Origin of the sequence: Micromonospora sp. WMMA1949 (genome assembly GCF_027460145.1) — a bacterium.
Classification (GTDB): domain Bacteria; phylum Actinomycetota; class Actinomycetes; order Mycobacteriales; family Micromonosporaceae; genus Micromonospora.
On the sequence record NZ_JAPZBG010000001.1, the window covers coordinates 976,119 to 1,002,975 of the forward strand.

The window sequence follows — 26,857 nt, forward strand, 5'->3', positions numbered from 1 at the left end:
TGGCAGGAAAGGGCCCCCATGAGGGCCGTTTCCTGCCAAGATCTTCGCGGCTCTCCGGAGGCAGGACGGGAACTCCTGCTTTTCGAGACAAGCTCGGCTGGTTGGTCCGACTCGCTGCCGGGAGCGGACGGCAGTTCGCCAAGATCTCGGGTCAGCCCGGCAACGAGAGGCGGGTCCGGCCGACCGGCGCCTCGCGAGCAGTCGTCGTCAGGGGCAGCGTCCGCCACCTGCGCCGCCGACGCCCGCGCCACACGACGGGCCCGTAGCCGAAACAAGGAAAACGCACGCTCAGTGGTCGGGCGGATCCGGGTAGCTACCGTTCGGCGCACGGGTGACGTGGCGTCCGCCGCGTCGCGTGGCAACCTGTCGCATCCCTCGGGCAGGATGCACGACGTGCACCGCCAACGGTACGACCAGCCGACCGGAGACCGCCGATGACCGACGATCAGCTCGACGGGCCCGGCGAGGGTGTGGGCCGGGTGCTCGGCACCGCCGACGCCACCCCGCTCACCTTCTGGACGGCTGTGGCGCCGGGCAGCTACCTGCAACTCGACGACGTGGTGGTGACCCGCCGCGACCTGCCCGACCGTGAGCCCGTGACGATCGCCGGGGTGGTGACCCAGGTGCGCGCCCGGCACGAGGGGGCGCAGTTCGACTCCGACGTCTTCGCCATCGCCGACGGCACGCTGCCGGCGCAGGTGCAGGAGGCCGCCGAGGTCACCACCACGCGGGTCGACCCGGAGTTCTACGTGCCGCCCACGCCGGGCGCGGTGGTGCACCGGGCCGAGGGCGACGCGCGGGCGCGGGCGCTGCACTTCGACCGGATGGAGCGGCGGATCCCGATGGGGATGGGCCGCGACGGGGTGCCGGTCTACCTCAACGCCGACTTCCTCGACGGCACCCGGGGCGCGCACGTGTCGATCTCCGGCATCTCCGGTGTCGCCACCAAGACGAGCTTCGCCACGTTCCTGCTCTACTCGGTGTTCCGCTCCGGCGTGCTGGGCGGCGACGCGGTGAACGCTAAGGCGCTGATCTTCAACGTCAAGGGCGAGGATCTGCTGTTCCTCGACCACCCGAACAGCCGGCTCGACGACCCGACCCGGGCGGCGTACGCGAAGCTGGGCCTTGATGCGGGCGCGTTCCCGGACGTGCGGGTGTACGCCCCGCCGCGGGTCGGCGACTCCTCCGGCACGCCCGATGTGAGCAGCCGGCTCACCGGCGTGGACAGCTTCTACTGGACGCTGTCCGAGTTCTGCGCCGACCGGCTCCTGCCGTACGTGTTCGCCGACGCCGACGACGAGCGCCAGCAGTACACGATGGTGGTCCACTCGGTGGCCGCGCACCTGGCCCGCTACGCCCAGCCCGCCGACGGCGGGGTGAGCATCGACGGGGTGCGGCTCGGCTCGTACGCGGATCTGGTCGACCACGTCGTCGAGCAGCTCAACGACGACGAGACGCGCGGCGAGTGGGCGGGCAGCGCGGTCGGGCTGGGCACCGTGAACGCGTTCGCCCGCCGGTTGATCGGCAGCAAGAAGGATCTGGGCCGGCTGATCCGGGGCGATCTGGCGACGCGTCGCCCGCACTCGATCAACACGGCGGAGAGCGCCCAGGTGACAGTGGTCGACCTGCACAACCTGCCGGATCGCGCGCAGCGGTTCGTGGTCGGTGTGACGCTCAAGAGCGAGTTCGAGCGCAAGGAGAAGGCGGGCACCGCCAAGCCGCTGCTGTTCGTCGTGCTCGACGAGCTGAACAAGTACGCGCCGCGGGAGGGCTCGTCGCCGATCAAGGAGGTGCTGCTCGACATCGCCGAGCGGGGCCGCTCACTGGGTGTGATCCTGGTCGGCGCGCAGCAGACCGCCAGCGAGGTGGAACGGCGGATCGTCACCAACTCGGCGATCCGCGTGGTGGGCCGGCTCGACCCGGCCGAGGCGTCCCGCCCGGAGTACGGCTTCCTGCCGCCCGCCCAGCGGCAGCGGGCGCTGCTGGCCAAGCCGGGCACGATGTTCGTCAACCAGCCGGACATCCCGGTGCCGCTCTGCCTGGAGTTCCCGTTCCCGGCGTGGGCCACCCGGGTCTCGGAGGCGGGCCGCGCGCCCTCGGAGACGCTACGGTCGATCACTCAGGCCGCCGATCCGTTCGCGGTGGTCGGCTCCGGCTCCTCCGACGACGACATCCCGTTCTAGGCGGCACCCAGATGAAGATCCTGCACACCTCCGACTGGCACGTCGGCAAGGTCCTCAAGGGGCAGTCCCGGGCCGAGGAGCACAAGCAGGTCCTCGCCCAGGTCATCGACATCGCCCAGCGTGAGCGGCCCGACCTGGTGATCGTCGCCGGTGACCTGTACGACACAGCCGCGCCGACCCCGGAGGCGACCCGGCTGGTGACGCGGGCGCTCACCGCGTTGCGGCGTACCGGTGCCGACGTGGTGGCGATCGGCGGCAACCACGACAACGGCGCGGCGCTGGACGCGCTGCGCCCGTGGGCCGAGGCCGCCGGGATCACGCTGCGCGGCAGCGTCCGGGAGAACCCGGACGAGCACGTCGTCGACGGGGTCACCGCCGACGGCGAGCGCTGGCGGCTCGCCGCGTTGCCGTTCCTGTCCCAGCGGTACGCGGTGCGCGCGGTGGAGATGTACACGCTCACCCCGGCCGAGGCTAACCAGACGTACGCCGACCACCTGGGCCGGGTGCTGGACCGCCTCGCCGAGGGGTTCACCGAGCCGGACCGCGTGCACCTGGTGACCGCGCACCTCACAGTTGTCGGCGCGAGCACCGGCGGCGGCGAGCGGGACGCGCACACGGTGCTCGGGTACGCCGTACCGGCCACGGTCTTCCCGGGCAACGCGCACTACGTGGCGCTGGGTCACCTGCACCGCTCGCAGCGGGTCATCGGCCCGTGCCCGATCCGCTACAGCGGCAGCCCGCTGGCTGTCGACTTCGGCGAGCAGGAGAACGTCTGCTCGGTGACGATCGTGGAGGTGACAGCGACCACCGCCGCCCGCGTCCGGGAGGTGCCGGTGCCGGGCGCGGTGCCGCTGCGTACGGTACGCGGCACGCTCGCGCAGCTCGCCGAGATCGAGGCGCCGGAGGGCTGGCTGCGCGTCTACGTCCGGGAGCAGCCCCGGGCCGGGTTGCGCGAGGAGGTGCAGGAGCTGCTGTCCCGGGCGCTGGAGATCCGGATCGACCCGGAGATGGTGCCCGCGCCGGGCAGCGGGACCCGCACCGCCCAGCGGGCCGGGCGGTCGCCGGGCGAGTTGTTCGGCGACTACCTGGACAGCCGCGGGCACGCCGACGAGGGCGTCCGGGAACTCTTCGACGAGCTGCTCGAGGAGGTGGAGCACTGATGCGGCCGATGCGGCTGGACATGGCCGGGTTCACGGTGTTCCGCGACGAGACCACAGTCGACTTCACCGACGCCGACTTCTTCGCGCTGGTCGGGCCGACCGGTTCGGGTAAGTCGACGGTGCTCGACGCGATCTGCTTCGCGCTCTACGGCACGGTGCCGCGCTGGGGCGGCACTCGGGGGCTGGCGAACGCGCTGGCGCCGTCGGCGACCGAGGCGCGGGTCCGGCTGGTCTTCGAGTCCGCCGGGGACCGGTACGTGGCGACCCGGGTGGTGCGCCGCGACGGGCGGGGCACGGTGAAGACCGCGAACGCCGGCCTTCAGCTCATGCCGCCGGGGTTCGACGTCACCAAGCTCGACACCGGGCTCAGCCCGGAGGATCTGGGCGAGGTGGTGGCGGGCACCCCGGCCGAGATGGAGCAGGCGGTACTGGACGCGGTGGGTCTGCCGTACGAGCAGTTCACCTCCTGCGTGGTGCTGCCGCAGGGGCAGTTCGCCGACTTCCTGCACGCCAAGCCGGCCACCCGCCAGCAGATCCTGGTGAACCTGCTCGGGCTGGGCGTCTACGAGTCGGTGCAGAAGAAGGCGGTCGAGCGGGCCGGGCAGGCCGAGGCGAAGCTGGAGACCGTCGACAAGATGCTCGGCGGGCTCGCCGACGTCGACGACGAGAGTCTGACCGCCGCCCGGGAGCGGGTGGACGCGATGCGGGAACTGGCCGCAGCGGTCGCTGCCGCCGTACCCGAATGGGAGCGGGCCCGGGCCACGGCGGGTGAGCGGGCGGCGGCGCTGGCCGCCCTCGACGCCGAGCTGGGTGTGCTGGCCGGGGTCCGGCCGCCGGACGGCACCGCAGAGCTGGCGCGGGCGGTGACGGCGGCCCGGGTGGCCGCCGACGAGGCGGCCGGCGCGGTCGGGCTGGCCGAGGAGCGCGAGGAGAAGCTGCGCGGGGAGCTGGCCGCCGCCGGTGACGAGAGCGCGCTGCGGTTGCACCTGAAGGCGTACGCGGACCGGGACCGGCTGACCGCGGAGGCGGCGACTGTGCGCGCGGCGGTGGACGCGGCGCGGACCGAGCACGACGCGGCGGTGGCGGCGCTGGCGGCGGCGCGGGCGGACGCGCAGCGGGCCGAGACGGAGCTGGAGTCGGCGTTCCGCGCCCACGAGGACGCGAAGGCCGCCGACCAGGCGGTCGCGTTGCGGGCGCACCTGGTCGGCGGCGCGCCCTGCCCGGTGTGCGAGCAGACGGTCACCACGGTGCCGGCGGTGCCGGAGGGTTCGGCGGTGAGCCGGGCGACCGAGGCGGGCAAGGCGGCGCGCGCGGCGAGCGAGGCGGCCAAGCGGGTCGTGCAGGAACGCGACACCGCCGCGCGCGACCTGGACCGGGTGCTGCTGCGCGCCCGGACCCAGCACGACCAGCTCGGTGCGCGCCTGGCCGAGCTGGACGAGCAGCTCGCGGACGCGCCGGCGCCGGGGCGGCTGCGGGAGGCGCTGGCCGAGCACGCGCGGCTGCGGACCGCGCTGGAGGAGGCAGCCGGCGCGGTGCGGGCCGGCCGGGAGGCGGCCCGGCGGGCGCGGGGCGCACTGGACGCCGCGCAGGAGCGGCTGCGCCGGGCCTGGCGTGACTTCGACGCGGTACGCGACGGGCTGGCCCGGTTCGGGCCACCGGCCGCCGACCGGGACGACGTGGCGGCGGCGTGGACGGCGCTGGCCGGCTGGGCCGGTGAGCAGGCGCGGGCGCGGCGCGCGGACCGGGACGGGCTGGCCGACTCGGTGGAGGCGGCGCAGCGGGCCGCGGCCGAGGTCGCCGACGGGATCGCGGCGTTGTTCACCGCGGCCGGGCTGGACGCCCCGCAGGACGCGCCGCGCGACGTGGCGGTGGCGGTGGAGCGGGCCGAGGCGGAGTTGCGCCGCCTCGACGAGCGCCGTGAGCAGGCCGCCGAGCTGCGGGAACAGCGGGCCGGGCACGAGCGTGAGGCGCGGGTGGCGCGGGCGCTCGCCTCGCACCTGCGGGCGAACAACTTCGAGCGCTGGCTGCTCACCGAGGCGCTGGACCTGCTCGTCGACGGCGCGTCGCGGATCCTGCGGGAGCTGTCCGGCGGGCAGTACGACCTGGTGCACGACAAGGGTGAGTTCTTCGTGGTCGACCACCACGACGCCGGGCTGCGGCGCGGGGTGCGGACGCTGTCCGGCGGGGAGACGTTCCAGGCGTCGCTGGCGCTCGCGCTGGCGCTGTCCGAGCAGCTCGCCGGCATGTCCACCACCGCCGCGAGCCTGGAGTCGATCGTCCTGGACGAGGGCTTCGGCACGCTGGACGCGGCGACGCTGGACACGGTCGCGGCGACGCTGGAGAACCTGGCCGCCCGGGGCGACCGGATGGTCGGCGTGGTCACCCACGTGCCCGCGCTGGCCGAGCGCATCCCGGTCCGCTTCGAGGTCCGCAAGGACGCGCGGACGGCCCGCGTGGAACGGACCGGCCTGTGACCGGCACGCTCCGGCGGAGCGCCGCGTGACCGGGCCGTCGCCGGCGTTCTTCGTCGACGCGTGGGATCCGTCGTACGGCGCGTCGTTCGAGGCGGCGGGCGGGTCCGGGCCGGCCGCGCCGAGCAGCGCCCAGGTCGACGCCGACGTCGAACTGCCGGCCACCGACTGGCGGGCGATCGGCCCCCGCGCGGACGTACGGGCGCCGGACGTGGTGCTGCTGGTCGACGGGGTACGCCGGATCGACGCCAGCATCTGGACGGCCGAGGAGGACGGCGGCTCGTTCCCCGGCATCGCCGCCTCGTACGCGGCCGGGGTGGTCCGCTGCGACCTGGACCGGGGCGCCGCCGAGATGGCCGGCGCCCGGGTGGGCCGGGGACTGTTCACGGCGAGCCCGTCGGCGCAGGACGTGGTCGCCGGGACGGTCCGCTACCCGGTGCACCGGGTCAGCGGCACCGGTGAGCTGAGCAAGCTGCCCGCTGCGGTGCAGGCGCCGCTGACCGCGCTGGAGGTGGCCGTCTCCGACGCGGTACGCACCGACGGCGACCTGCTGGTGGTGGACGGCCCGCTGCGCAGCCGGCGCAACCTGCCGCGCACGCTCGGGTACATCAAGACGCAGCACAGCCAATACCTCGACGGGCGGCTCACCGCCGTGGTGATCGGGCTGGCGCCGGGTGAGCGCTGCCCGGTGTTCCGGCTGGGCACGGCGTGGGGCGGCTGGTCCTGGTATCTGCGGCTGCCGGTGCGCGCCGGCGCGCCCTGGGCGGGCATCGTGCGCGTGGAGTGCTCGGCCGACCTGACCGTGCCGGAGGCGATCGCGCTGGCCGACCTGTCGCTGGTGACGCTGCCCCGGTTCGCCTCCACCCCGTACAAGGATCCGCGCGCCCCGCAGAACCTGGTGCCGATCGCCGGGCTGGAACGCCGGCTGCGCGGGATGCTCGGCGACGCGCGGCTGCTGCACCGGAGGCTCACCGGCGCGGCGCGCGGGATGCGGCGCTGATGGGCCGCCGACGCGACGCCGATCGGGTGGTGGCCGACGTCGACACCGGGCGGGCCGAACTGGTGCCGGACGTCGACCGTCCGGGCTCGTGGACGCTGCTGCTGGACGGCGCGCCGCAGTCGCATGTGGACCTGACCGACCCTTCGCACCTGGAGTTCGAGTACGTCCGGCGGCTGGCCGCCGCGCTGGATCTGGTGGCGCCGGCCGGGGCGCCGCTGCGGGTGCTGCACCTGGGTGGCGGCGCGCTCACACTGCCCCGCTACGTGCAGGCCACCCGGCCCGGTTCGACGCAGCGGGTGTCCGAGGTGGACGGCGCGCTGGTGGAGCTGGTCCGTCGCGAGCTGCCCTGGCCGTCCGATCCGCGCCTGCGGGTACGGGTGGCCGACGCGCGGGCGACGCTGACGTCGAGCCGCGACGGCGCGTACGACGTGATCGTGGCCGACGTGTTCGCCGGTGCCCGTACCCCCGCTCATCTGACCTCGGTGGAGTACGCCGCCGAGGTGGCCCGCGTGCTCGCGCCCGGCGGCAGCTACCTGGCGAACGTGGCCGACGGCCCGCCGCTGCGGCACGCCCGGGCGCAGGTCGCCACGGTGCGGACCGTGCTGCCCCGGGCCTGCCTGGTCGGCGACGCGGCGGTGCTGCGCGGCCGGCGCTACGGCAACCTGGTGCTGGTGGCGTCCCGGGTGGAGCCGCCGGTGCCGGAGCTGACCCGGCGGGCGGCGGGCGACTGGTTCCCCGGCCGGGTGCTGGCCGGCCCGGAGCTGGACCGGTTCACCGGCGGCGCCGCGGTGGTCCACGACGCGGACGCCGTCGACTCCACTCCCCCGCCGCCGGGAATTTTTCGGTCAAGCGTTGATCCGATCGGCTGATCGCTGCGTATCCCCGGGCGGCCATGCCCGTGGGGGGCCGGCTGATGTCATTGGACAGCGGAGGTCTGCATGCATGCAGTGGCGGCCGGCTGGCACGGCGAGGTGGCGCGGCCTGAGTGGATGTTCGCCCGGGCACAACCACACTCGCGCGCCTCGCGTTCGGGCCGGGGGGTCGACGCCCGGTCCGCCGATCGCCAGAATGACCCGGTGCCGCCGCGACCCGCTCCCGGACGCCACCAGGCGACCTCCGCCGAGGCCAGCCACTCCGACCAGCTGATCCGCCTGCTCTACGCCGAGCACGCCGGCCCGCTGCTGATGTTCGTCATGCGGCTGACCGGCGGAGACCGGCAGCGTGCCGAGGACATCGTGCAGGAGACGCTGCTGCGGGCGTGGCGCAACGCGCACCGGCTCGGCGTGCAGGGCCAGGGCTCGCTGCGCCCGTGGCTGGTCACGGTGGCCCGGCGGATCGCCATCGACGAGCACCGCAGCGAGCAGGCCCGCCCGCCCGAGACGTACGACCGGGATCTGACCATGTTCGCCGAGTCGGACAGCACCGACCGGGTGCTGCGCACCATGACCGTCGCGGACGCGCTGCGTACGCTGAGCCAGTCGCACCGGGAGATCCTGGTGGCGACGTACTTCCGGGGACGCACCGTGCCGGAGGCGGCCGAGGAGCTGGGGCTTCCGCTGGGTACCGCCAAGTCGCGGGTCTACTACGCGCTGCGCGCGCTGCGCACGGCTCTGCAGGAGAGGGGGGTGACCGAATGAGCCGGGCCGACCACATGGACGTCGCCGCGTACGCGCTCGGCGTGCTGGACGCGCAGGACGCGGAGCGGTTCGAGGAGCATCTGGCCACCTGCTGGGCCTGCGCTGCGGAACTGGAGACGATGGTCCCGGTGGTGGGGCTGCTCTCCGGCATCGACGGCGAGGCGATGGCCGCGCTGGAGCAGACGCACACCGATCCGGCGCTGCTGGACCGGACGCTGATGGCGGTACGGCGGGACCGCCGTCGTACCCGGGTGCGGCAGTTGCTGGCGACAGCGGCGGCCGTGGTGGTGTTCGGCGGCGCGAGCGCGGCGGCGGCCGGGATGCTCGGTGACGATCCGGCGACGCCGCAGGCGGTGCCGACGCAGGCCGCGCCGAGCGTCGCGCCGAGCGGCGAGCCGGGCAACCCGAACGACCCGGGCGTCGGCGGGCCGGAGGAGATCGAGGGCGACCAGCACAACGCGACCGACCCGGGGACGGGCGTGCAGACCACGATGTGGCTGGCCCGCAAGGAGTACGGCACGCAGATCGGGGTGCAGCTGAGCCGCCTGCCGGGGCCGCGCACGTGCCGGCTGGTGGTGGTCCGCAAGAACGCCACGACCGAGGTGATCTCCACCTGGTCGGTGCCGGTCGGCGGCTACGGGACGAACCAGAACCAGCTTCCGCTGCAGCTGAGCGCGTCCACGTCGGCGCCGGTACGCGACATCGACAAGCTTCAGGTGCAGTCGGTCGACGCGAACGGGGTGGCCAGCACGCTGGTGACGGTGGACGACATCTGATCGGTGGTGCCGACGGCGCCGGGTGGCTGGACCGCCCGGCGCCGTCGTGTCGTGTCCGGGCCGACGGGCCCCCTCGTGCTGACGCACGCAGCGGGACGCCCATCGGTTCAATCGGTCCACTGTGAAATGTGCCACCGTTGCCGGTTCAACCTTGACAGTGCCGCGCCCGTACTACTCGGCGAACTGCCAAGAACGAGGAGGGCACGTGGCACACCACAAGCGGACGACCGTCATCGTCGCGAGCGCGATGGTCGCACTTACGGCCTGCGCCCCAGCAGGCTACAACGGGGCGAACTCGGGCGCGGCCGAGCCGGTCGCCGTCGCCGCGGCCGAACCCACCGCGGCGGCCGAACCGGAGGCGTCAGCGGCTCCCGAGGAGGAGCCGGTCGCGGACAAGGCGCCCCCGGCCAACGTGAAGATCACCGACGAGCTGGTCGGCAAGAAGCTGCCCCGGATGGGCCGCGTCGTCACCGACCAGGACGGCTGGGTGCTGTACCGGTTCGACAAGGACTCCGACGACCCGCCGCAGTCCAACTGCGTGGACAAGTGCGCCGAGGTCTGGCCGCCGTCGCTCACCGACGGCAACCCGAAGCTGCGCGGCGTCTCCGACGACAACGTCGGCACCATCACCCGCCAGGACGGCACGCGGCAGCTCACCATCGGCGGCTGGCCGGTCTACCGCTACATCGGCGACAAGAAGCCCGGCCAGTGGAAGGGCCAGGGCGTCGGCGGCACCTGGTTCGTGGTCGACCCGAACGGCAAGAAGAACCTGACCTGCCTGCCGACCGGCACGCCCAAGGCGGTCGCGCCGCCCGCGGCGGGCAGCTCGAACAGCTCCGGCGGCGGGTCGGACTACTCGTACTGACGCACCGGACACGGTGACCGGTCGCCGCCGGGGAGGGCGCGGCCGGTCACCGTCGCGAACCCGGGAGGCGGGCCGCACCGGCATCGGCCCGCCTCCCGGCACGCGGGGCGTGCCCGGCGTCACGGCCGGGTCGCGTGGCAGAGTGGCCTGGTGACCTCGCCCGACGCCCGCCGTACGCTGCGCCCGCCGGCCGGCTACCGCCTGGCCCCGTCGGTGCGGGCGCTCACGTTCAGCCCGTACGACCCGTGCGCGCGGATCGCCGCCGGCACGTTCTGGTGGGCCACCCGCACCCCGGACGGCCCGGCCACGCTGGCGCTGCGCCCGGAGTCCGGTGAGCTGACCGCCGAGGGGTACGGCCCGGGCGCCGGCTGGGTCGTCGAGCGGGCCGACCGGATCGCCGGTCTGTGCGACGACCTGACCGGGTTCGGCGCGCTCGCCGCCGCGCATCCGCTGGTGGCCCGCCTCGCGCACACGCACCACGGGCTGCGGATGCCGGCCACCGGCCAGGTCTTCCCCCGGCTGCTGCGGGCCGTCTTCGAGCAGAAGGTCACCGGCAAGGAGGCGTACCGGGCGTACGCCGCGACGGTGCGGCACTTCCGCGAGCCCGCGCCCGGCCCGCTGCAACCCCTGCTGCTGCCGCCGGAGCCAGCCGCGGTGGCGGCAGCGCCGTACTGGGTGTTCCACCCGTTCGGGGTGGAGCAGCGGCGCGCCGACACGCTGCGCCGCGCGGCGGCCGTCGCGGACCGGCTGGAACGCTGCGCCGACTCGGCCGAGGCCACCCGGCGGCTCACCGCGATCCCCGGCATCGGGCCGTGGACCGCCGCCGAGGTGGTGCGCGTCGCGTACGGGGACCCGGACGCGGTCAGCGTCGGCGACTACCACGTGCCGAACACCGTGGCCTGGGCGCTGGCCGGGGAGCCGCGCGGCGACGACGCCCGGATGCTGGCGCTGCTGGAGCCGTTCCGGGGGCACCGCGGCCGGGTGTGCGTGCTGCTGGAGGCGGCCGGCGTCCAGGCACCGAAGTACGGCCCGCGCGCCCCGATCCGTTCCTTCGCCCGCTACTGACCGCTCAGCGCCGCCGGCACAGCCGCCGCAGCGTCCGCCCCAGCCACCAGGCGTACGCCCGCTGGAACCCGAGCACGACCGGCCCGCCGGCCCGCACGTACCAGTGGGCGGGGCGGCTGAACGCGGTCACCTCGAACCAGACGCCGTCGGCGCCCCGGGTCACCAGGAACGCCTCCTCGCCGACCTCCGGGTGCCCGGGCAGCGTGCCGTAGCCGAACCCGGCCCGGTCCCGCTCGTCCACCGTCCAGACCACCTCGGTCGGGCCCCACAGCCGTACCGGGCCGACACCGAGCCCCGGCGTGACCCGTACCCCGGGTGCGGCGCGCGGCGCGTCCGCGCGCATCACCACGCCGGCCGCGCGGTGCAGCCGCCAGCCCAGTACCGCGTCCGCCGCCACCGGGAAACCACCGTCCGGCAGCCGGACCCGGTGGCGCAGGTGGTGGTAGCCGGCCGGCAGGCCGCCGTCGCGGGTCGCGCCCACCTCCGGGTACGTCAGCTCGGGCACGGCGGCCACCTCCTCGCTCTCGGGGAACACCCGCCAGGGTACGGCCGCCCCGCAGGGCTGTGGTGAGCTGAGCCGGTGACCGACGTGACCATCGCCCCCGCCGACCCCGCCGACGCCGGGGAGATCCTCACCGTGCAGCGTGCCGCTTACCTGGTGGAGGCGCAGCGCTACCGGGACGTGTTCCTGCCGCCGCTGACCGAGACGCTGGACGAGGTCCGGGCGGCGCTGGCCGGCCCGGACGTGGTGCTCGCCGCCCGGTGCGGCGCCCGCCTGGTCGGCTCGGTACGCGCCCGCGTAGACGGTGACACCGCCCACGTGGGCCGCCTCTCGGTGGCGCCGGACCAGCAGGGCCGGGGCGTCGGCGGACGGCTGCTGGACGCCGTCGAGCGGGCCTGCGCGGGCCGGGTGGCCCGGTTCGCGCTGTTCACCGGCGCGGACAGCGCGGCGAACCTGGCCCTGTACGCGCGGCGCGGCTACCAGGTGGTGGCGCACCGGCCGGACGAGAACGGCAACCGCCTCGCCGTGCTGGAGAAGACGGTCAGCCCTGCTCGCAGCGGCGCCTGAGCCCGTCCGCCTCCTGCCGCAGGTAGCGGCGCATGGTGGAGCCGCCGAGCAGTCCGACCAGCCAGGCCAGCGGACCGGTCTGCACCAGGATCAGCTCGGCCCGGGTGCGCCCGTCCTCCAGCGGGATCAGCCGGTGCTCACCCCGGGTGCGCACGCCGGGGCTCGCCGACTCCCAGGCGAACGAGTACGGCGGATAGATCTCCACGACCCGCCACACGGCCGGGCGCAGCCGGGGCTGCTCCAGCCGGGCCGTCGAGCCGAGGAGCAGCGGACCGGGCTCCAGCCGACGGGCGGCGGTGACCGACGGCGTCCACTCGGGCCAGCGATCGACGTCGCTCTGCACCTCCCAGACCCGGTCGACGTCGGCGGCGATGTCGACGGACTCGGCGAACCGCATGGGCTTCCCTCCCCCGTGGACGGTCCACTCAGCCTATGCCCGCGCCCCGCCCCGCCGCCGCCCCGCGCACCCACCCGTCGCCCGACACCCGTTCACCCGCCGCCCGGCCGTAGCCCGGCCGTCGCCCGCGATCTTGGAGTTGTGGCGCCCAGGATGTCCCGCTCGCCACCTTTGCGAGGTGCCACAACTCCAAGATCGGCGGGGCCGCCGGGGCGGCACCGGTCGGCGGGGCCGCCTGGGCGGCACCGGTCGGCGGGGAGCGGGGCCGCCGGGGCGGCGCGGTCAGGCGGCCTCGTGGAGGTCGGCCAGGGTGACCGGGGCGTACCGCTTCAGCAGGTGTTCCAGCTCGACGACCGAGCCGACCTCGCCGACGACGTTCGCGCCGCCGCCGTGCTCGGGCGGGTAGCGGTGCGCCAGCCGGTAGCGGTAGCGGCCGCGGATCAGCTCGACGCTGACCCGCCAGCGCCCGCAGCATCCGCAACTCCACTCCGGCACGCCGCGACGGTAGCTCTGACCTGCGGTTTCACCATCCGGGCGGCGGTGACGAAGGCACCCGGTACGGGATACGCCACCCGGCCACCGGCGGTGATCTGCCTCACCACTGTCGGTGCGGTCTGGTTGACTGGTCGCCGTGGACCTGCCGATCAACCCTCCGGTCGAGCCGATGCTCGCCAAGAGCGTGGCCGAGTTGCCCACCGACCACGGCCTGACCTACGAGCCGAAGTGGGACGGCTTCCGCTGCATCGTCTTCCGCGACGGCGACGAGGTCGAGCTGGCCAGCCGGGGCGGCAAGTCGATGACGCGCTACTTCCCGGAGGTCGTCGAGCAGGCGCGCCGCCAGCTCCCGGCCCGGTGCGCCGTCGACGGCGAGCTGATCGTGATCCGCCGGGACGGCCCGGGTGGGCAGCCGCGGCTCAACTTCGAGCTGCTGGCCCAGCGGATCCATCCGGCCGCCTCGCGGGTGAAGCTGCTGGCCGAGACCACCCCGGCCGACTTCGTCGCGTTCGACCTGCTGGCGGTCGACGACGAGCTGCTCACCGACCAGCCCTACCCGCAGCGCCGGAAGCGGCTGGAGCAGGCCCTGTCCGGGGTGCGCCCGCCGGTGCACGTGACCCAGGTGACCACCGACCCGGAGACGGCCCGCCGCTGGTTCGAGGTGTTCGAGGGCGCCGGGCTGGACGGGCTGATCGTCAAGCCGGCCGACCTGCCGTACGAGCCGGGCAAGCGGCTCATGTTGAAGGTCAAGCACGCGCGCACGATGGACGCGGTGGTGGCAGGGTTCCGCTGGCACAAGTCCGGTCCGGTGGTCGGCTCGCTGCTGCTCGGCCTCTACGACGACGACGGCGTCCTGCACCACATCGGCGTCAGCTCCTCGTTCACCATGGCCCGCCGCAAGGAACTGCTCGACGAGCTGGAGCCCTACCGCGACGTCGGCGACGGGCACCCGTGGGTGCACGGCGACCACGAGCGGGGCCAGCGCATCCCCGGCGGGGTGAGCCGGTGGACCGGCGGCAAGAACCTGGAGTGGGAGCCGCTGCGCCCGGCGCTCGTGGTCGAGGTGGCCTACGACGCGATGGAGGGCGACCGGCTGCGGCACACGGCCCGGTTCCTGCGCTGGCGACCCGACCGCGATCCCCGCTCCTGCGGCTACGGCCAGCTCGACCGCCCGATCCGTTACGACGTCGACGAGGTGCTGCGCGGCGATCCGGCGGCGACGGTCGGTGACACCAGCGGCCGGGCGTAGCCTGACGGTCGACACGATCATGGAAGGCGCCCACGTGACTCGCTTCCCCACCCGCCGGTTCCGGCCCGCTCTGGCCGCGTTCGTCGCGGCGGTGGTGCTCACCGCCGGCTGCACGCTGCCGGCGTTCGCCCCGCGTGCCGAGAGCGAGGGCGAGGCCGCCCCGCCGGGCACCGCCCCGCAGTGGCGGGCCTGCCCGGAGGTGCCGAACGAGCTGGTCGGCCGGGGTGCGCCGGACATGCGCTACGACTGCGCCCGGATCGCCGTGCCGCGCAACTGGGGCACCGGGGCCACCACCGGCGCGACCGCCGGGCCGGGCGCGGGCGAGACGTTCGAGATCGCGCTGATCCGGGCCCGTTCGACCAAGCAGCGCGACCGGATCGGCTCGCTGGTGGTCAACCCCGGCGGGCCGGGCGCCTCGGGTGTGGACACCGCCGTCTACCTGTCCTTCGCGGCGTTCGGCGGGTTGCCGACGTCGGTCACCGACCGGTTCGACATCGTCGGCTTCGACCCGCGCGGGGTGGCCCGGTCCAGCCCGGTCAAGTGCATCTCCGACGCCGACCTGGACGCCAGTTTCGGCTACGACCCCGACCCGGAGAGCCAGTCGTCGTTCGACGGCTTCGTCGGGCTCAACCGGCGCATCGGTGAGCGGTGCGGCGCGAAGTACGGCGACCAGCTCGCGCTCTACGGCACCGAGCAGGCCGCGCGAGACATGGACGCGGTCCGCGCGGCGGTCGGCGACGACAAGCTGACGTACCTCGGCTACTCCTACGGCACGCTGCTCGGCGCCACGTACGCCCAGCTCTACCCGCAGCGCGTACGCGCCCTGGTGCTCGACGGCGCGGTCGACCCGCAGCAGAAGCTGATCGCCGGGTCGGAGAGCCAGGCGAAGGGCTTCGAGCGGGCGTTCGACAACTTCACCAGGTGGTGCGCGGCGAACGCGGGCGGCTGCCCGATCGCCCCGGACGCCCGGGGTGCGGTCACCGACGCGATCGCCAAGGCGAAGGCCTCCCCGGTCCGCGCGCGGGACGGCCGCAAGGCCACCGCCGGCTGGGTCTTCTACGCGGTGATCTCCTCGCTCTACACCGAGCAGGGCTGGCAGGAGCTGGCCCGGGCGATCGACGACCTGCAGGGCGGCGACCCGGACGGCGTGTTCAAGCTGGCCGACTCGTACGCGGGCCGCGAGCCGGACGGCCACTACTCCAACCTGTTCGACGCCAACCTGGCGGTGAACTGCGCCGACGAGACCGAGAAGCCGTCGCGCGAGCAGGTCCGCTCGTTGCAGTCGCAGTGGCGGCAGAAATATCCGCTGTTCGGTCCCGCCCTGGCGGTGGGGATGCTGGGCTGCGTGGAGTGGCCCGGGGAGCGGGACCCGTACCCGACCGGCCGGGCCGACGGCGCGCCGCCGATCCTGGTCGTCGGCACCACGGGTGACCCGGCCACGCCGTACGAGCAGACGCCCGCCCTGGCCGCGATGCTGGGCGTGGGTCGGGTGCTCACCTGGGAGGGCGAGGGGCACACCGCGTACCCGCAGACGCCGTGCGTGACGTCGGCGGTCGACGCGTACCTGATCTCGCTGACCGTCCCCCGGGAAGGGCTGCGCTGCCCCGCCCGGTGACGGTCCGGCCGGAGGCCGACGAGCCGGCCGCCGGCCGGAGAACGCCGGCGGTCAGCCGGCGGCCGGGGGCGTCCAGCCCTCCGCGATGTGCCCGATGCGCACGCGCTGGGGGTGGTCGCCGACCGGGACGCTCGCGACCTTCTGCCCGGTCGCGAAGTTGATCGCGGTGACCCGGTCGGCGCCGGATTCGGAGATCACGCAGTCGCGGCCGTCCCCGCTGACGGTGGCCCAGTACGGCTTGCTCGCGGGCACCAGCGGGCCCTCGCGCAGCGTGGCCCGGTCCACCACGGTGGCGTAGTCGTCCATGGTGCCGGCGACGCAGATCCGGGTGCCGTCGGGGCTCATCGACAGGCCGTGGTGCCGGGAGTCGTTCACCCAGGTGGTGCGGTCCTCGCTGGTGGCCGGGTTCTTCGGCAGCGTGGCGACGCGGGTGACCCGGTCGGTGGCAACGTCGTACTCGACCACGCCGTTGAAGAAGGACACCTGGAAGTAGAGGCGGCTGCCGTCGGGGGTGAACACGGCGGGGCGGACCGCGTCGGAGAGGTCGCGGCGGCCGGCGGCGTCGAGCCGGTCCCGCATGTCGATCACCTTGACCACCTGGTACGTGGTGGTGTCGGCGACGGTGATCCGCCGGTCGCCCTTGGTCCAGTCGAGCCACGGCGCGTCCAGGTCGGTGTTGACCTCGCCGATGGACATGTTCCACAGCCGGGTGCCGCCGTCGGTGTAGATGTTCTCGTGCGGCTTGTCGCCGGCGCCGAACGAGCCGAGTTGCGCGCCGGTGCGGATGTCCAGCACGTGCACGGTGTTGGAGGTGGAGGCAGAGACCGCGACGCGGGTGCCGTCGGGCGAGACGGCCATGTGGTCGGCGCGGTAGCCGGAGACCGGGAACCGCCAGCGCAGCGCTCCGGTGGCGAGGTCGATCGAGACGACGTCGGCGAAGCTGGGCCGGGACACCACGAGCGCGGTGCCGTCCGGCGTGGTGTACATGTCGTCGATGAGCTGGTCGTGGCCCTCGCCGGGGCCTTGCCGGATGCCGAGGAAGAACGCCAGCCTGATCGGGTTGAGGTAGATCTCGCGCAGGCGCGCGGCGCGGTCCGGGATCACGTTGATCCGGCCGAGCCTGGCGTAGTCGCCGCGGGAGCGGATGACGTCGGCGGTGCCGTCCCAGTTGTTGCCGACGAACATCACCTCTTGGAGTGCCACGGCGGCGGTGGCCGGCGCCGGGGCCGCGACCAGTGGCGTCGGCGCGATCAGGGCGAGCGCGGCCAGCACGGCGAGGCCGGTGCGGCGGCGGGTACGGGACGGACGCTGTGGCACGGGGGTCATGGACGCCTCCTGGCAGCCGGTACGGCATCGACGTTTCTCAGTGGCGCGAACGGTGTTACCTTGCGGTAACAACCAGGAGAGCAACCGGCCGGCCGCCGGGGCTAGGGACCGGACGCCAACGCCCGCGCGGCCCGGTTGTGCCGCGGCGACAACGGGAGGGCGGCGGACGCCGATGATCCGGACCGGACACGCCCAGCGGTTCGGCGCGTTGCTGCGCGACCTGTCCGCCGATCCGGCCGCCGTCGACGAGGTGGCGCGGGCGGCCCGCGCGAACTCCCCCGAGGTGGCCCGGCTACCCGCCGACGAGGTACGCCGCCAGGTCGTCCTGCTGCTGACCAGCGGCCTGGGCGCGCTGGAACGCCGCGAGGACCCGGCCGTACGCGACTTCGCCGAGGCCCGGCGGCTGGGCGCGGACCGCGCGGCGCAGGGCGTCTCGGTGGCCGGTCTGCTGCGCGGGGTGCAGGCCGGGCGGGACCGGGCGGTGGAACTGGTGGTCCGGCATGGCCGGGCCACCGGCATCCCCGACGAGGTGCTGCTGGAGGGGCTGCTCACCATCGGCCGGTACGCCGCGGCGGTGGAGCGGGCGGTGGTCGACGGGCACCGCGACGCCGAGCGGGACCTGGCACGTACCGGCGCGGCGGCCCGGGCACACCTGCTGCGGCGGCTGCTGCGCGACGGCCCCGCCGGTCTGTCCCCGGGCGAGCTGACCCGGTTCGGGTTGCGGCCGGACGGGCGCTACCACTGCGTGGTGGCCGCGCCGCCCGACCCGGTCCGGGCGTACGCCCTGCATCGGCAGCTCACCGCACGCGGCGGCCTGCTCGGCACTGTCGACGACCGGCTCGCCGGGTTGCTTCCGCGACCGCCCGACGCGGCACCGGCCGACCTGCTGACGCTGGTGGCGCCCGCGCAGCCGCTGGCACGGGCCCCAGCCATGTACGCGCTCTGCCTGGCGGCGCTGGCCACGGCGGCGAACCGGCGGCTGCGCGGGCTGCGCCGGGTCACCGACCTGGCCGGGGAGACCGCGCTGGCGGCCCAGCCGCTGCTGGCGGAGCTGCTGCGCGGCACGCTGCTCGGCGCGCTCGAGCCGGCCGACGGCTTCCACCGGGAGCTGGCCGGCACCGCGCTCGCCTGGCTGCACCACGGCCAGCGGCTGGACCAGACGGCCGCCGCGCTGCACGTCCACCCGAACACGGTGCGCTACCGGCTGCGGCGGCTGCGGGAGCTGACCGGCGGGCCACCGGTCGAGGAGGGGGCGCGGTGCACGGTGCCGGAGACCGTGCACTGGTGGTGGGCGTTGCGGAGCTGGCTGGACGGGGACTGACGCCGCCGCACCACCTCGGCGTCGGACCAGCCGGACGCCCGGGCGGCACCGGCGCGAGGCGCTGTGCCAGGCTGACCGGGTGACCGAGGTGATCTTCCGGGAGGCGGTTCGCGCCGACCTGCCCGCCGTACTCGCGCTGCTCGCCGACGACGTGCTGGGGCGTACCCGTGACCTGCCCGAGGTGGACGAGGCGTACGAGCGCGCGTTCGCCGACCTCGACGCCGACCCGCGCAACGAGCTGATCGTCGCCGACGACGGCGGGGAGCTGATCGGCTGTTTCCAGCTCACGTACATCCCCGGGCTGGGCCGGCACGGTGCCGAACGGTGCCTGATCGAGTCGGTACGCGTCCGCTCCGACCGGCGCGGCCGTGGGCTGGGCGGGACGATGATGCGCTGGGCCATCGACCGGGCCCGGGAGCGCGGGTGCGCGCTGGTGCAGCTCACCACCGACAAGCAGCGCGCCGACGCGCACCGGTTCTACCGCGACCTGGGCTTCGTCGCCAGCCACGAGGGCATGAAGCTGGCGCTCTGACCGGCCGCGACCGGGGTCCGGGCCGCCACCGGAGGCGGCGGCCCGGACCCCGGGGTCAGTCCTCCGGCACCAGCCGGCCGTCGCGCAGCGTGAGCGTGCGGTCGGCCAGCTCGATCAGCGCCGGGTCGTGCGTGGCCACGAGCGCGGTCATGCCCCGGGCGTGCACCACCGCCCGGAGCAGGTCCATGATCGACCGGCCGGTCTCGGAGTCGAGCTGGCCGGTCGGCTCGTCGGCGATCAGCAGGTCCGGCTCGTTCGCCAGCGCCCGGGCCACCGCCACCCGCTGCTGCTGCCCGCCGGACAGCTCGTACGGGCGCTGCGCGGCGTGCCCGCCCAGCCCGACCAGTTCCAGCAGCACCGCCACCCGCTGCTCCCGCTCGGCCGCCGGCACCTTCGCCAGCCGCAGCGGCACCCCGACGTTCTCCGCCGCGGACAGGATCGGCACCAGGCCGAACGTCTGGAACACGAACCCGATCGTGCCCCGGCGCAACGCCAGCAGTTCCCGTTCGCCCGCCGCGGTGACGTCGTGCCCAGCCACCCGGATCTGCCCGGCGTCCGGCCGGTCCAGGCCGCCGACCAGGTTCAGCAGCGTGGTCTTGCCGGCGCCGGAGCGGCCCCGGACGGCGACCAGCTCACCGCGTCCCGCCGCGAACGAGACGTCCCGCACGGCGTGCACGGCGTGCTCCCCCTTGCCGAAGGTGCGGCTCACCCCCTCGACCCGGACCACGTCCTCGACGGCCGACGCCGGCACGGCCGGCAGCACCACTGTCTGGTCGGTCATCACTCACTCTCCTCGGCGTGCGTCCGGTCGCCGGGGCGCACCTCGACGTGGTCGGGTTCCAGGTTGAGCCGGACCCGGTCGCGCAGCGACAGCGCCTCCACGAACTGCGCCGGAAGCTGCATCCGGCCGGTGCGGTCCAGCACCGCGTACTCCTCGCTGACCATCTCGGTGCCGCCGTCGGCCGTGACGCGCGCGGTCCGGCGTACCTCGGAGGCGGTCCGGCCGTCGCGGATCGCGACGGTACGGCGGACCTGGCCGGCCACGGCGTGGTCGTGGGTGACCACGACGATGGTGACCCCCAGTTCGGCGTTGATGGTGCGCAGCGCGGCGAAGACCTCGGCGCCGGTGGCCTCGTCCAGCTCACCCGTCGGCTCGTCGGCGAAGAGGATCTCCGGATCGTTGGCGACGGCCACGGCGACCGCGCAGCGCTGCTGCTCGCCGCCACTCATCTGGCCCGGCCGCCGGTCCGCGCAGTAGCCGACACCCACCATGTCCAGCAGCTCACGGGCCCGTTCCCGCCGCTTGCGCCGCCCGCCGGCCCGCCCGGCCAGCTTCATCGGCAGCTCCACGTTCTCCAGCGCGGTCAGGTACGGCAGCAGGTTCCGGCCGGTCTGCTGCCAGATGAACCCGACCACGTCGCGCCGGTACGCCAGCCGCCGCTTGTTCGACAGCGACAGCAGGTCGTAGTCGGCGACCCGCGCGATACCCGCGGTCGGGGTGTCCAGGCCGGACAGGATGTTCAGCAGCGTCGACTTGCCGGAGCCGGAGGCACCGACGATCGCGACCAGTTCGCCCCGGTCGATGACCAGGTCGAGGCCCTGGAGCGCGACGACCTCGACGCCCTCGGTCTTGAAGATGCGCACCAGGCCGTCACAGACGATGTGCCCGCGCAGCCGGTCCCGTCCCCCGGCCCGCTCGGCGGCCCGCTCGGCCGCACGCTGTTGCAGGGACGCCAGGTCCGGTACGGACGCCTCGGCGGTCGCGGTCATCTCAGCTCTCCTCTCCGAGCCGCAGCACCTCACCGAGGCGCAACCGGCGGTTGTTCACGGCTTCCACGGCGATCGCGAAACCGAGGGCCAGCATGGCCAGGACCGACACCCCGGCCACCAGGCCGGGCTCGAAACTCGGGCGTACCTCCACGCCCCCGGTGAAGGCGGGCAGCCCGAGCACCGGCGTCAGCAGCAGCGGCAGCAACGCGCCGACCACCGCTCCGGTGAGCACCGACACCAGCACCAGCGGTGTCAGCTCCACCATCAGCAGTCCGCGCCACTGCCGGCGGGACAGGCCCATGGTGCGCAGCCGGGACAGCACCTGGCCGCGCGACCGGGCCCCGGCGAGCACCGCGAGCGCGAGGCCGAGCAGGCCCAGCGCGGCGCCGCCTCCGGCGCCGAGCACGAACCCGAACACCAGCAGCCCGTTGACACCGGTGCCGCCCAGGTCGGCGCGCACCGCCGCACGGGTCGTCACCTCCGGCGCGCGGGCCTTGTCCCCGGTGCCGACCCCGCCGATGCGCAGGTAGCGGTGCTGCCCCTCACGCGCGACCCGGTCCACCTCAGCGGCGTCCACGCCCGCGCCGGCCAGCACGAACCCGGTGGGCGCGAGCTGGTGCGGCGCGTCCGCCGGCAACGCCGGCCACGGCAGCACCACGAACCGGCGTACGCCCTTGTCGACGAGCGCGAACTCGTCGACGGTGGCGGCGGTGCGCACCGGCAGCCGGTTGCCCTGCACGTCCAGCCAGGCGGGGCGGTCGCCCTCGGCGTCGGCGAGCCCGGCGTCGGCCAGTTCCTCGGCCACCGCCGGGGACACCAGCGCCGGCAGCGGCGCGCTCCCGTCGGTGCGGTCCCGCACCGGGTCGGGCACGTCCACCGGTACGCCGGCCGCCCGCGCCACCTCGGCGAACCGCTCCCCGTCCACCAGCACCACGCGCAGCTCGGGGATCGGCGCGGGGCGTCCGGCACGGTCGGAGTAAGGACGTTCGGCCGGCACGGTGAGCAGCGGCGCGACGGCCCGTACCCCGGGCAGCGCGGCCAACTGGTCCGCCGTGTCCGGCGTGAAGCGCTCCCCACGTACCAGCAGGTCACCGGGCACGGCCTGGGCGGCGGCGGTGTCCCGGCCGGTCTCGATGCCGGTCGCCACCACGCCGCAGAACGCGGCGGTGGCGACGGCCAGCACCACCACGACCAGCGGCCCGGTGCTCGCGGCCCGGCCCGCGCGGGCCGTGCCGAGGAACGCGACGCTGCCGCGCGCCCGGGCGGCGAGGCGGCTGACCAGCCGCAACGGCCAGGGGTACGCGCGCAGCGCCACCAGCGCCGCCGCGATCGCCAGCAGCACCGGCACGGAGACCAGCAGCGGATCCACCGAACCGGCGGTGAGCCCGCGACGGCGCAGCAGGAACGCGCCGAGCACGGCGAGCCCGAGCACGACCACCTCGACGGTGAGCCGGACCGCAGGCGAGCGGCCGCCCAGGTCGGCGCGCCCACCGGCGCGGCGGCCGACGGCGAGCGCGGCGAGCGGCGGCAGCAGCGTGGCCAGGAGCCCGGCGATCAGCACCCAGAGCCACGGCGCACCGGTGCCGGGCAGCAGCCCGCCGAGCAGCCAGCCGATCCCGGCCGCAGCCGGCAGCACCAGCAGCGATTCGGCCAGGCCGCGGCGCAGCACCGCGCCGGTCGAGCCACCGCGGGCCCGGATGAGGTGGAACTCGGCGCGGCGGCGGCGCGCGGCCAGCCGGGCGGCGAGCAGCGTCAGCCCGGCCAGCGTGGCGAGCAGCCCTGCGGCGATGACCGCGAGCAGGGTACGCGCGGCGGCGAGCGAGTCGGCGAAGCGCCGCAGCGGGATGTCCGCGCCCTGGCTGAGGGTCATCTTGAGCTCAGTGGGCAGGGCCCGGTCCAGCCCGTCGACGCCGGCGATCAGCGCGTCGAGGCGGCCCGGTTCGAGCCGGTCCGGGGCGATCCGGTACCGCCAGCCGAAGGTCACCGGCCATTCGCGGGCGGTGATCGAGTTCAGGCCCGCGTCGGCGGTGTACGCGACGCCCACGAACGGATCGCCATCGCCTTCCGGCGGGCTGAGCTTCAGCATCGACGGCAGCGTGTCCCAGACACCGCCGGCCGGGTCGTTCGGCCGCCACACGCCGACCAGGTCGACCGGGCGGGAGTTGAGCACGTTGTTGTCGCGGTCCAGCAGCGAGAGGCGGAACCGGTCACCGGCCGCGACGCCCAGCCTGGTGGCGATCGTCTCGGCGAGCGTCACCTCGATCGCGCCGGCCGGGGTGACACCGCGTTCCGGCCACCGCCCGTCGACCAGGGTGGCCGCCTCCCGGATGCCGGTGCCGGCACGCAGGTGCAGGTCGATCAGCCCTTTGTCGTCGCTCAGCGTCGGACCGCGCAACCGCCCGGGGACGGTCTGCACCGCGAACCAGCGCTCGCCGATCGTGTCGCGCACCTCGGCGGGCATCTTCTCCTCGATCGCCGCGAGCAGGGCTCCCCGGCTGGCGACGACGGGCTGGTCCGAGGCCGACACGACGTCCGGTCCGGCGCTGTACGTGAGGTCGCGGCGGGCCACCGGCTGACCGGCCACGTACTCGGTGAGGCCCTGCCCGGTCAGCCGGTCGGCGACCCGGGGCACCCCGGTGATCAGCAGGGCGGTCACCAGGGTCAGGACGGCGAGCAGCAGGAACTGCCCCCCGTATGCGCGTACCCGGCGCGCGGCACCAGGAAGGCTCATCGTTCTCCTCCGATCCGGAGCTGCGCGGCGGCGACCCGCTGGCGGATGCCGGTGGTGATGAGGGCGGCGAAGGCGAGCGCGGCGAGCAGCAGCCCGGCGGCCGTCGCCCCGATCGGCACCCACGGCACGGTGAAGACCGCCTCGGGCACCGGCCGGCCGGCGGCCGGGGTGAGGATCACCAGCGGCACCATGGTGGCCGCGACGAGGGCGCCGACGAGCATCCCGACGCCGACGCCGATCGCGGCCAGGAACGTCTGTTCGGCGAGGTACGCGCGAGCCAGCAGCCCAGTGTTCGCGCCGAGCGTGTTGAACACGGCGAACTCGGTGAGCCGGCGCCGGGTGGTGGCCCAGACGTCCACCGCCAGGCCGACCAGAGCGAGCAGCACCGAGCCGAGCGCGGCGGCCAGCAGGCCGGTGCGCGCACCCTGCCAGTACGGATCCTCGGCGGCCTCCGCGGCCACCGCCCGCCGGTCCAGCAGCACCGTGCCGCCGGCCGAGGCGAGCGCGTCCGCGGCGGCGGTGTGCCCACCGGGCGTGGTGCCGAGCCACCACTCGGCCACCGGCCGGACGCCGCCGCTGCGTTCCAGGAGTTGTGTGGTGGCGGTGGGCAGGTCCAGCAGCAGCCCGTCGCCCCCGGTGCCGGGCACCGCGGCGACCTGGCCGACCACTGTGACCTCGAGCGTCACCTCGGCCACAGACAGCTTGACGGTGTCGCCGGTCTTGACGCTCATCGCGGCGGCCACGCCCGGGGTGAGGAGCACCGGCACCGGGCGGTCCGGCACCATCGGCACCAGCGCGAACCGGGACGAGGGGATCCGGGCGAACTGCAACAGTCCGGCGGGCACGTCGAAGCCCTGCGTCCCGTCGATCCGGGTCGGGCTCGCCTGGGCGGTGCCGCGCGGCCCGGCGCCCGGGTCGATCACCCGCCACGCCCCCTCCACCGGCAGTGGCAGGGCCGTCCCGGCGGCGTCGGTGAGCCGTAGCTGGTCCAGCAGAAGCCGGTACGAGCTGCCGGTGGCGTCGCCGCCGTCGGCCTCGAATCCGGCCAGGCGCAGCGGGGCGCCGCCGCTGTCCGGCAGTGGCACCGAGAAGCGCACCGGCTTCCCGTCGCCGTCCCCCTCGGCGAGCCGGACCCGCCAGGTGGCCCCGGCGTCGGTGGCGAACAACGCGGTCACCGCCACCCGGGGCCGGTCGTACATGCTCTCCACCGGGGTACGCACGGTGCCGGACAGCGTCTTCGCCCCCTCGGGCAGCACGCCGCCCACCGGCGCGGTCCGGCCGCCGGCCAGCCGGTCCAGCAGGGCGCCGGTGGAGGCGTCCCCGCCGGTGTCGTCGAGCCGGATCAGCCCCTTCGCGGCGGCCGCGTCCAGCGCTACCACGGTGGCCGGCCGGGCCTCGCGGCCCACCCGGACGTCGTCGCGCCAGGCGGGCAGCACCCGGTCCACGCCGGGCACGGCGGCCAGCTGGGCCGCCCGGTCCACGGGTGCGGTGCCGTCCCGCTCGGTCAGCCGCAGGTCCGCGCCGACGGTGTGCTGCGCCTGGTCCCGCTGCGACCGTTCCCACGAGGCGACCAGCGACCAGGCGAGCGTGCTGCCGCCGACGGCGAGCGCGAGCAGCAGCACCGGGCCGGCGTGCGGGCGGCGGCCCGCCTGCCACATGCCGAACATGGTGGCGTTCCACGTCCGCCAGTCGACGAGGCGTTCCGCGATCCGGGTGGTCGGCGGCAGCAGCCGCAGCGCGATCACCGCGCCGGCCAGCACGCCGATGGTGGGCGCGGCGGCCAGCAGCGGGTCGATGCCGAGGTTGCCGTTCGCGCCGGCGAGCGGCGAGGAGTACTGCCGCAACTGGGTCCAGGCGAGCACGGCGAGGGCCACCAGCGCGATGTCCACGCTCGCCCGCTGCACCGCCGCGCCCCGCGTGGGCCGGGACCGGGCGGCCATGTCGGCGACGTAGGTGCCGGCCCGGCGCATCGCCGGCAGCACCATGGCGAGCAGGCAGCCGACCGCCGCGCCGACCGCCACCACCCACACCCGGGCCAGGTCGCCGTCCGCCAGCCCCAGGTCCGCGCCCAGGTAGTGGATCGCCTGCCCGGTCAGCGCCGGGGCCAGCAGCAGCGCCGGCGCCACCACGAGCGTCGCCTCGCGTACGGCCAGCCCGGCGATCTGCCCCCGGGCGGCGCCCCGGGCCCGCAGCAGTGCGGTCTGCGACCGCCGGTCCTCGTTGAGCAGCGCCGCCACCAGGACCAGCGCGTACCCGCCGAGCACCACGATCAGCAGCAGCGGCGTGAGCAGCGCGGACCGGCCCACCAGGTCGGCCCGGCTGAGCCGGTCGACGAGCCGGTCCAGGTGGCTGACCTGCTGTGTCGAGGAGCCCAGGCCGGTGGCCTCGGGCAGCTTCCCGGTGATCTCGTCCAGCGCCGTGGTCACGGCGGGCAGCCGGGCCGGCTCGACCGCCACCAGGTCGGGGTCGACCACCCAGGCCGCCGAGGTGGAGCCAGGGAAGGTACGGGCGAAGTCGGCCGGGTCGAGCGCGAACGGCCCGTACGAGGTGATCTCCGCGTCGCCCTGGCTCTCCCCCACCCCCGGCGCGAGACGCCAGTACGCCTCGGACGCGTCCCGGGGCCGCCACGTGCCCACGACCACCACGGTGCCGGCGCGTTCGGCGCCCCGGTCGTACAGCGGCACCCGCTCCCCGACCTCCAGGCTCAGCTGCGCGGCCACCTTCTCCGGCAGCGTCACCTGCAACGGGTTGCTGCCCGGCACCGGCCACGCCCCGGCGGCCAGTTCGGCGTGCGCCGGGAGGTCGTCGAGCGTGGCCAGGTTGGCGAACATCGGGTCGTCGTCGGTACGGGCGGCGCCCACGTCCCCGGTCAGCTCCCGGCCGGTCCCGGAGCGGGTCGCGGCCACGGTGACCGGAGCGCCGCCGAGCCCGTTCGCGAACTGTTCCCGTACCGCCCGGTCCCGCTCGGCGAACGCGGCGGCGTCGGCGCCGCCGGAGCCGCTGATCAGCAGGCTGCGCTCCTCGGCCGGTGCGGCGTCGAGCACCGCCCGCGCGCCCGCCTCGACCGCCCGGCGGTTGTAGTCGGAGAGCCCGGTGACAAGCGCGACCGCGACAAGTGCCGCGACAGCGGCGGCGAGCAGCAGCCCACGGGCCTCTATCGCCCGCCTCCACACCAGCTTCATCCGACGTCCTCTC

Annotated in this window: 22 protein-coding genes; 14 read left to right on the plus strand and 8 right to left on the minus strand. The window is 75.1% G+C overall.

All coding sequences use genetic code 11. The annotated features are described in order from the left end of the window. Positions 1–434: 434 nt before the first annotated feature. The 9 genes from O7607_RS04305 (at position 435) to O7607_RS04345 (ending at position 11,157) form a co-directional block, all read left to right on the plus strand. Positions 435–2,183 (plus strand): ATP-binding protein, encoded by a 1,749-nt coding sequence (locus tag O7607_RS04305; RefSeq protein ID WP_043325613.1) that lies wholly within the window; start codon positions 435–437, stop codon positions 2,181–2,183. Positions 2,184–2,194: 11 nt separating this feature from the next. Then, complete coding sequence (locus tag O7607_RS04310) at positions 2,195–3,343, plus strand: exonuclease SbcCD subunit D (protein WP_269701132.1); 1,149 nt, start codon at positions 2,195–2,197, stop codon at positions 3,341–3,343. Beyond that, entirely contained in the window at positions 3,343–5,817 is a 2,475-nt protein-coding gene (locus O7607_RS04315; RefSeq protein ID WP_269701134.1) for an AAA family ATPase, read from the plus strand. The genes O7607_RS04310 and O7607_RS04315 overlap by 1 nt, the downstream gene beginning before the upstream one ends. A gap of 25 nt (positions 5,818–5,842) precedes the next feature. Then, positions 5,843–6,814, plus strand: coding sequence for a hypothetical protein (locus tag O7607_RS04320; protein ID WP_269701135.1), 972 nt, complete (start codon positions 5,843–5,845; stop codon positions 6,812–6,814). Then, positions 6,814–7,683 (plus strand): spermidine synthase, encoded by an 870-nt coding sequence (locus tag O7607_RS04325; RefSeq protein WP_269701137.1) that lies wholly within the window; start codon positions 6,814–6,816, stop codon positions 7,681–7,683. The genes O7607_RS04320 and O7607_RS04325 overlap by 1 nt, the downstream gene beginning before the upstream one ends. 69 nt (positions 7,684–7,752) lie before the next feature. Then, positions 7,753–8,451, plus strand: coding sequence for a sigma-70 family RNA polymerase sigma factor (locus tag O7607_RS04330; RefSeq protein ID WP_047893132.1), 699 nt, complete (start codon positions 7,753–7,755; stop codon positions 8,449–8,451). Next, positions 8,448–9,227 (plus strand): anti-sigma factor family protein, encoded by a 780-nt coding sequence (locus tag O7607_RS04335; protein ID WP_269701138.1) that lies wholly within the window; start codon positions 8,448–8,450, stop codon positions 9,225–9,227. Before O7607_RS04330 ends, O7607_RS04335 begins: the two co-directional genes overlap by 4 nt. Positions 9,228–9,432: 205 nt before the next feature. Then, complete coding sequence (locus O7607_RS04340; protein ID WP_269701139.1) at positions 9,433–10,092, plus strand: COG4315 family predicted lipoprotein; 660 nt, start codon at positions 9,433–9,435, stop codon at positions 10,090–10,092. A gap of 150 nt (positions 10,093–10,242) precedes the next feature. Next, on the plus strand, positions 10,243–11,157 hold the full coding sequence (locus tag O7607_RS04345) for a DNA-3-methyladenine glycosylase family protein (RefSeq protein WP_269701140.1): 915 nt from the start codon (positions 10,243–10,245) through the stop codon (positions 11,155–11,157). A 4-nt stretch (positions 11,158–11,161) separates the two neighbouring features. Here the strand turns inward: O7607_RS04345 and O7607_RS04350 are convergent, their stop codons facing one another. Next, a complete protein-coding gene (locus tag O7607_RS04350; protein ID WP_269701141.1) occupies positions 11,162–11,692 on the minus strand; it encodes a DUF1990 family protein in 531 nt (176 codons plus the stop codon). 45 nt (positions 11,693–11,737) lie between these two features. On the opposite strand from O7607_RS04350, the gene O7607_RS04355 reads away from it, so the two are divergent. Beyond that, positions 11,738–12,226: a GNAT family N-acetyltransferase gene (locus O7607_RS04355; protein WP_269701143.1), complete on the plus strand. Its 489-nt coding sequence runs from the start codon at positions 11,738–11,740 to the stop codon at positions 12,224–12,226. Here the strand turns inward: O7607_RS04355 and O7607_RS04360 are convergent. Together O7607_RS04360 and O7607_RS04365 are read right to left on the minus strand one after the other, a co-directional pair. Next, a complete protein-coding gene (locus O7607_RS04360) occupies positions 12,201–12,623 on the minus strand; it encodes an SRPBCC family protein (protein ID WP_269701144.1) in 423 nt (140 codons plus the stop codon). The genes O7607_RS04355 and O7607_RS04360 overlap by 26 nt on opposite strands. Before the next feature lie 282 nt (positions 12,624–12,905). Further along, on the minus strand, positions 12,906–13,118 hold the full coding sequence (locus tag O7607_RS04365; protein ID WP_269701145.1) for a hypothetical protein: 213 nt from the start codon (positions 13,116–13,118) through the stop codon (positions 12,906–12,908). Between the two features lie 136 nt (positions 13,119–13,254). Between O7607_RS04365 and O7607_RS04370 the strand changes: the two genes are divergently transcribed. Next, the gene (locus O7607_RS04370) at positions 13,255–14,367 is read left to right on the plus strand and encodes an ATP-dependent DNA ligase (protein ID WP_269701148.1); all 1,113 of its coding nucleotides are present in this window, start codon (positions 13,255–13,257) and stop codon (positions 14,365–14,367) included. A gap of 19 nt (positions 14,368–14,386) precedes the next feature. Further along, entirely contained in the window at positions 14,387–15,982 is a 1,596-nt protein-coding gene (locus O7607_RS04375) for an alpha/beta hydrolase (RefSeq protein ID WP_269701150.1), read from the plus strand. Between the two features lie 51 nt (positions 15,983–16,033). Here O7607_RS04375 and O7607_RS04380 read toward each other — a convergent pair whose 3' ends face one another. Next, positions 16,034–17,308, minus strand: coding sequence for a YncE family protein (locus O7607_RS04380; RefSeq protein ID WP_269701154.1), 1,275 nt, complete (start codon positions 17,306–17,308; stop codon positions 16,034–16,036). Between the two features lie 172 nt (positions 17,309–17,480). On the opposite strand from O7607_RS04380, the gene O7607_RS04385 reads away from it, so the two are divergent. Both O7607_RS04385 and O7607_RS04390 read left to right on the plus strand, forming a co-directional pair. Next, entirely contained in the window at positions 17,481–18,629 is a 1,149-nt protein-coding gene (locus tag O7607_RS04385) for a helix-turn-helix domain-containing protein (protein WP_269701156.1), read from the plus strand. A 79-nt stretch (positions 18,630–18,708) separates the two neighbouring features. After that, complete coding sequence (locus tag O7607_RS04390) at positions 18,709–19,161, plus strand: GNAT family N-acetyltransferase (protein ID WP_269701157.1); 453 nt, start codon at positions 18,709–18,711, stop codon at positions 19,159–19,161. A 55-nt stretch (positions 19,162–19,216) separates the two neighbouring features. Here O7607_RS04390 and O7607_RS04395 read toward each other — a convergent pair whose 3' ends face one another. The 4 genes from O7607_RS04395 to O7607_RS04410 are packed head-to-tail and all read right to left on the minus strand — an operon-like array spanning position 19,217 to position 26,844. After that, positions 19,217–19,942: an ABC transporter ATP-binding protein gene (locus tag O7607_RS04395; RefSeq protein WP_269701159.1), complete on the minus strand. Its 726-nt coding sequence runs from the start codon at positions 19,940–19,942 to the stop codon at positions 19,217–19,219. Beyond that, the gene (locus O7607_RS04400; protein ID WP_269701160.1) at positions 19,942–20,931 is read right to left on the minus strand and encodes an ABC transporter ATP-binding protein; all 990 of its coding nucleotides are present in this window, start codon (positions 20,929–20,931) and stop codon (positions 19,942–19,944) included. The genes O7607_RS04395 and O7607_RS04400 overlap by 1 nt, the downstream gene beginning before the upstream one ends. Position 20,932: 1 nt before the next feature. Then, entirely contained in the window at positions 20,933–23,662 is a 2,730-nt protein-coding gene (locus tag O7607_RS04405; protein ID WP_269701161.1) for an FtsX-like permease family protein, read from the minus strand. Continuing rightward, positions 23,659–26,844, minus strand: a complete 3,186-nt coding sequence (locus O7607_RS04410) for an FtsX-like permease family protein (protein WP_269701163.1) — start codon at positions 26,842–26,844, stop codon at positions 23,659–23,661. Before O7607_RS04410 ends, O7607_RS04405 begins: the two co-directional genes overlap by 4 nt. Positions 26,845–26,857 lie beyond the last annotated feature (13 nt).

What these genes read in the sequence shown, in the direction of transcription:
- O7607_RS04305 (WP_043325613.1), top strand. Translation starts at nt 435, where the DNA reads ATGACCGACGATCAGCTCGACGGGCCCGGCGAGGGTGTGGGCCGGGTG.
- O7607_RS04310 (WP_269701132.1), top strand. Translation starts at nt 2,195, where the DNA reads ATGAAGATCCTGCACACCTCCGACTGGCACGTCGGCAAGGTCCTCAAG.
- O7607_RS04315 (WP_269701134.1), top strand. Translation starts at nt 3,343, where the DNA reads ATGCGGCCGATGCGGCTGGACATGGCCGGGTTCACGGTGTTCCGCGAC.
- O7607_RS04325 (WP_269701137.1), top strand. Translation starts at nt 6,814, where the DNA reads ATGGGCCGCCGACGCGACGCCGATCGGGTGGTGGCCGACGTCGACACC.
- O7607_RS04330 (WP_047893132.1), top strand. Translation starts at nt 7,753, where the DNA reads ATGCATGCAGTGGCGGCCGGCTGGCACGGCGAGGTGGCGCGGCCTGAG.
- O7607_RS04335 (WP_269701138.1), top strand. Translation starts at nt 8,448, where the DNA reads ATGAGCCGGGCCGACCACATGGACGTCGCCGCGTACGCGCTCGGCGTG.
- O7607_RS04360 (WP_269701144.1), bottom strand. Translation starts at nt 12,623, where the DNA reads ATGCGGTTCGCCGAGTCCGTCGACATCGCCGCCGACGTCGACCGGGTC.
- O7607_RS04375 (WP_269701150.1), top strand. Translation starts at nt 14,387, where the DNA reads ATGGAAGGCGCCCACGTGACTCGCTTCCCCACCCGCCGGTTCCGGCCC.
- O7607_RS04380 (WP_269701154.1), bottom strand. Translation starts at nt 17,308, where the DNA reads ATGACCCCCGTGCCACAGCGTCCGTCCCGTACCCGCCGCCGCACCGGC.
- O7607_RS04385 (WP_269701156.1), top strand. Translation starts at nt 17,481, where the DNA reads ATGATCCGGACCGGACACGCCCAGCGGTTCGGCGCGTTGCTGCGCGAC.
- O7607_RS04395 (WP_269701159.1), bottom strand. Translation starts at nt 19,942, where the DNA reads ATGACCGACCAGACAGTGGTGCTGCCGGCCGTGCCGGCGTCGGCCGTC.
- O7607_RS04400 (WP_269701160.1), bottom strand. Translation starts at nt 20,931, where the DNA reads ATGACCGCGACCGCCGAGGCGTCCGTACCGGACCTGGCGTCCCTGCAA.
- O7607_RS04405 (WP_269701161.1), bottom strand. Translation starts at nt 23,662, where the DNA reads ATGAGCCTTCCTGGTGCCGCGCGCCGGGTACGCGCATACGGGGGGCAG.
- O7607_RS04410 (WP_269701163.1), bottom strand. Translation starts at nt 26,844, where the DNA reads ATGAAGCTGGTGTGGAGGCGGGCGATAGAGGCCCGTGGGCTGCTGCTC.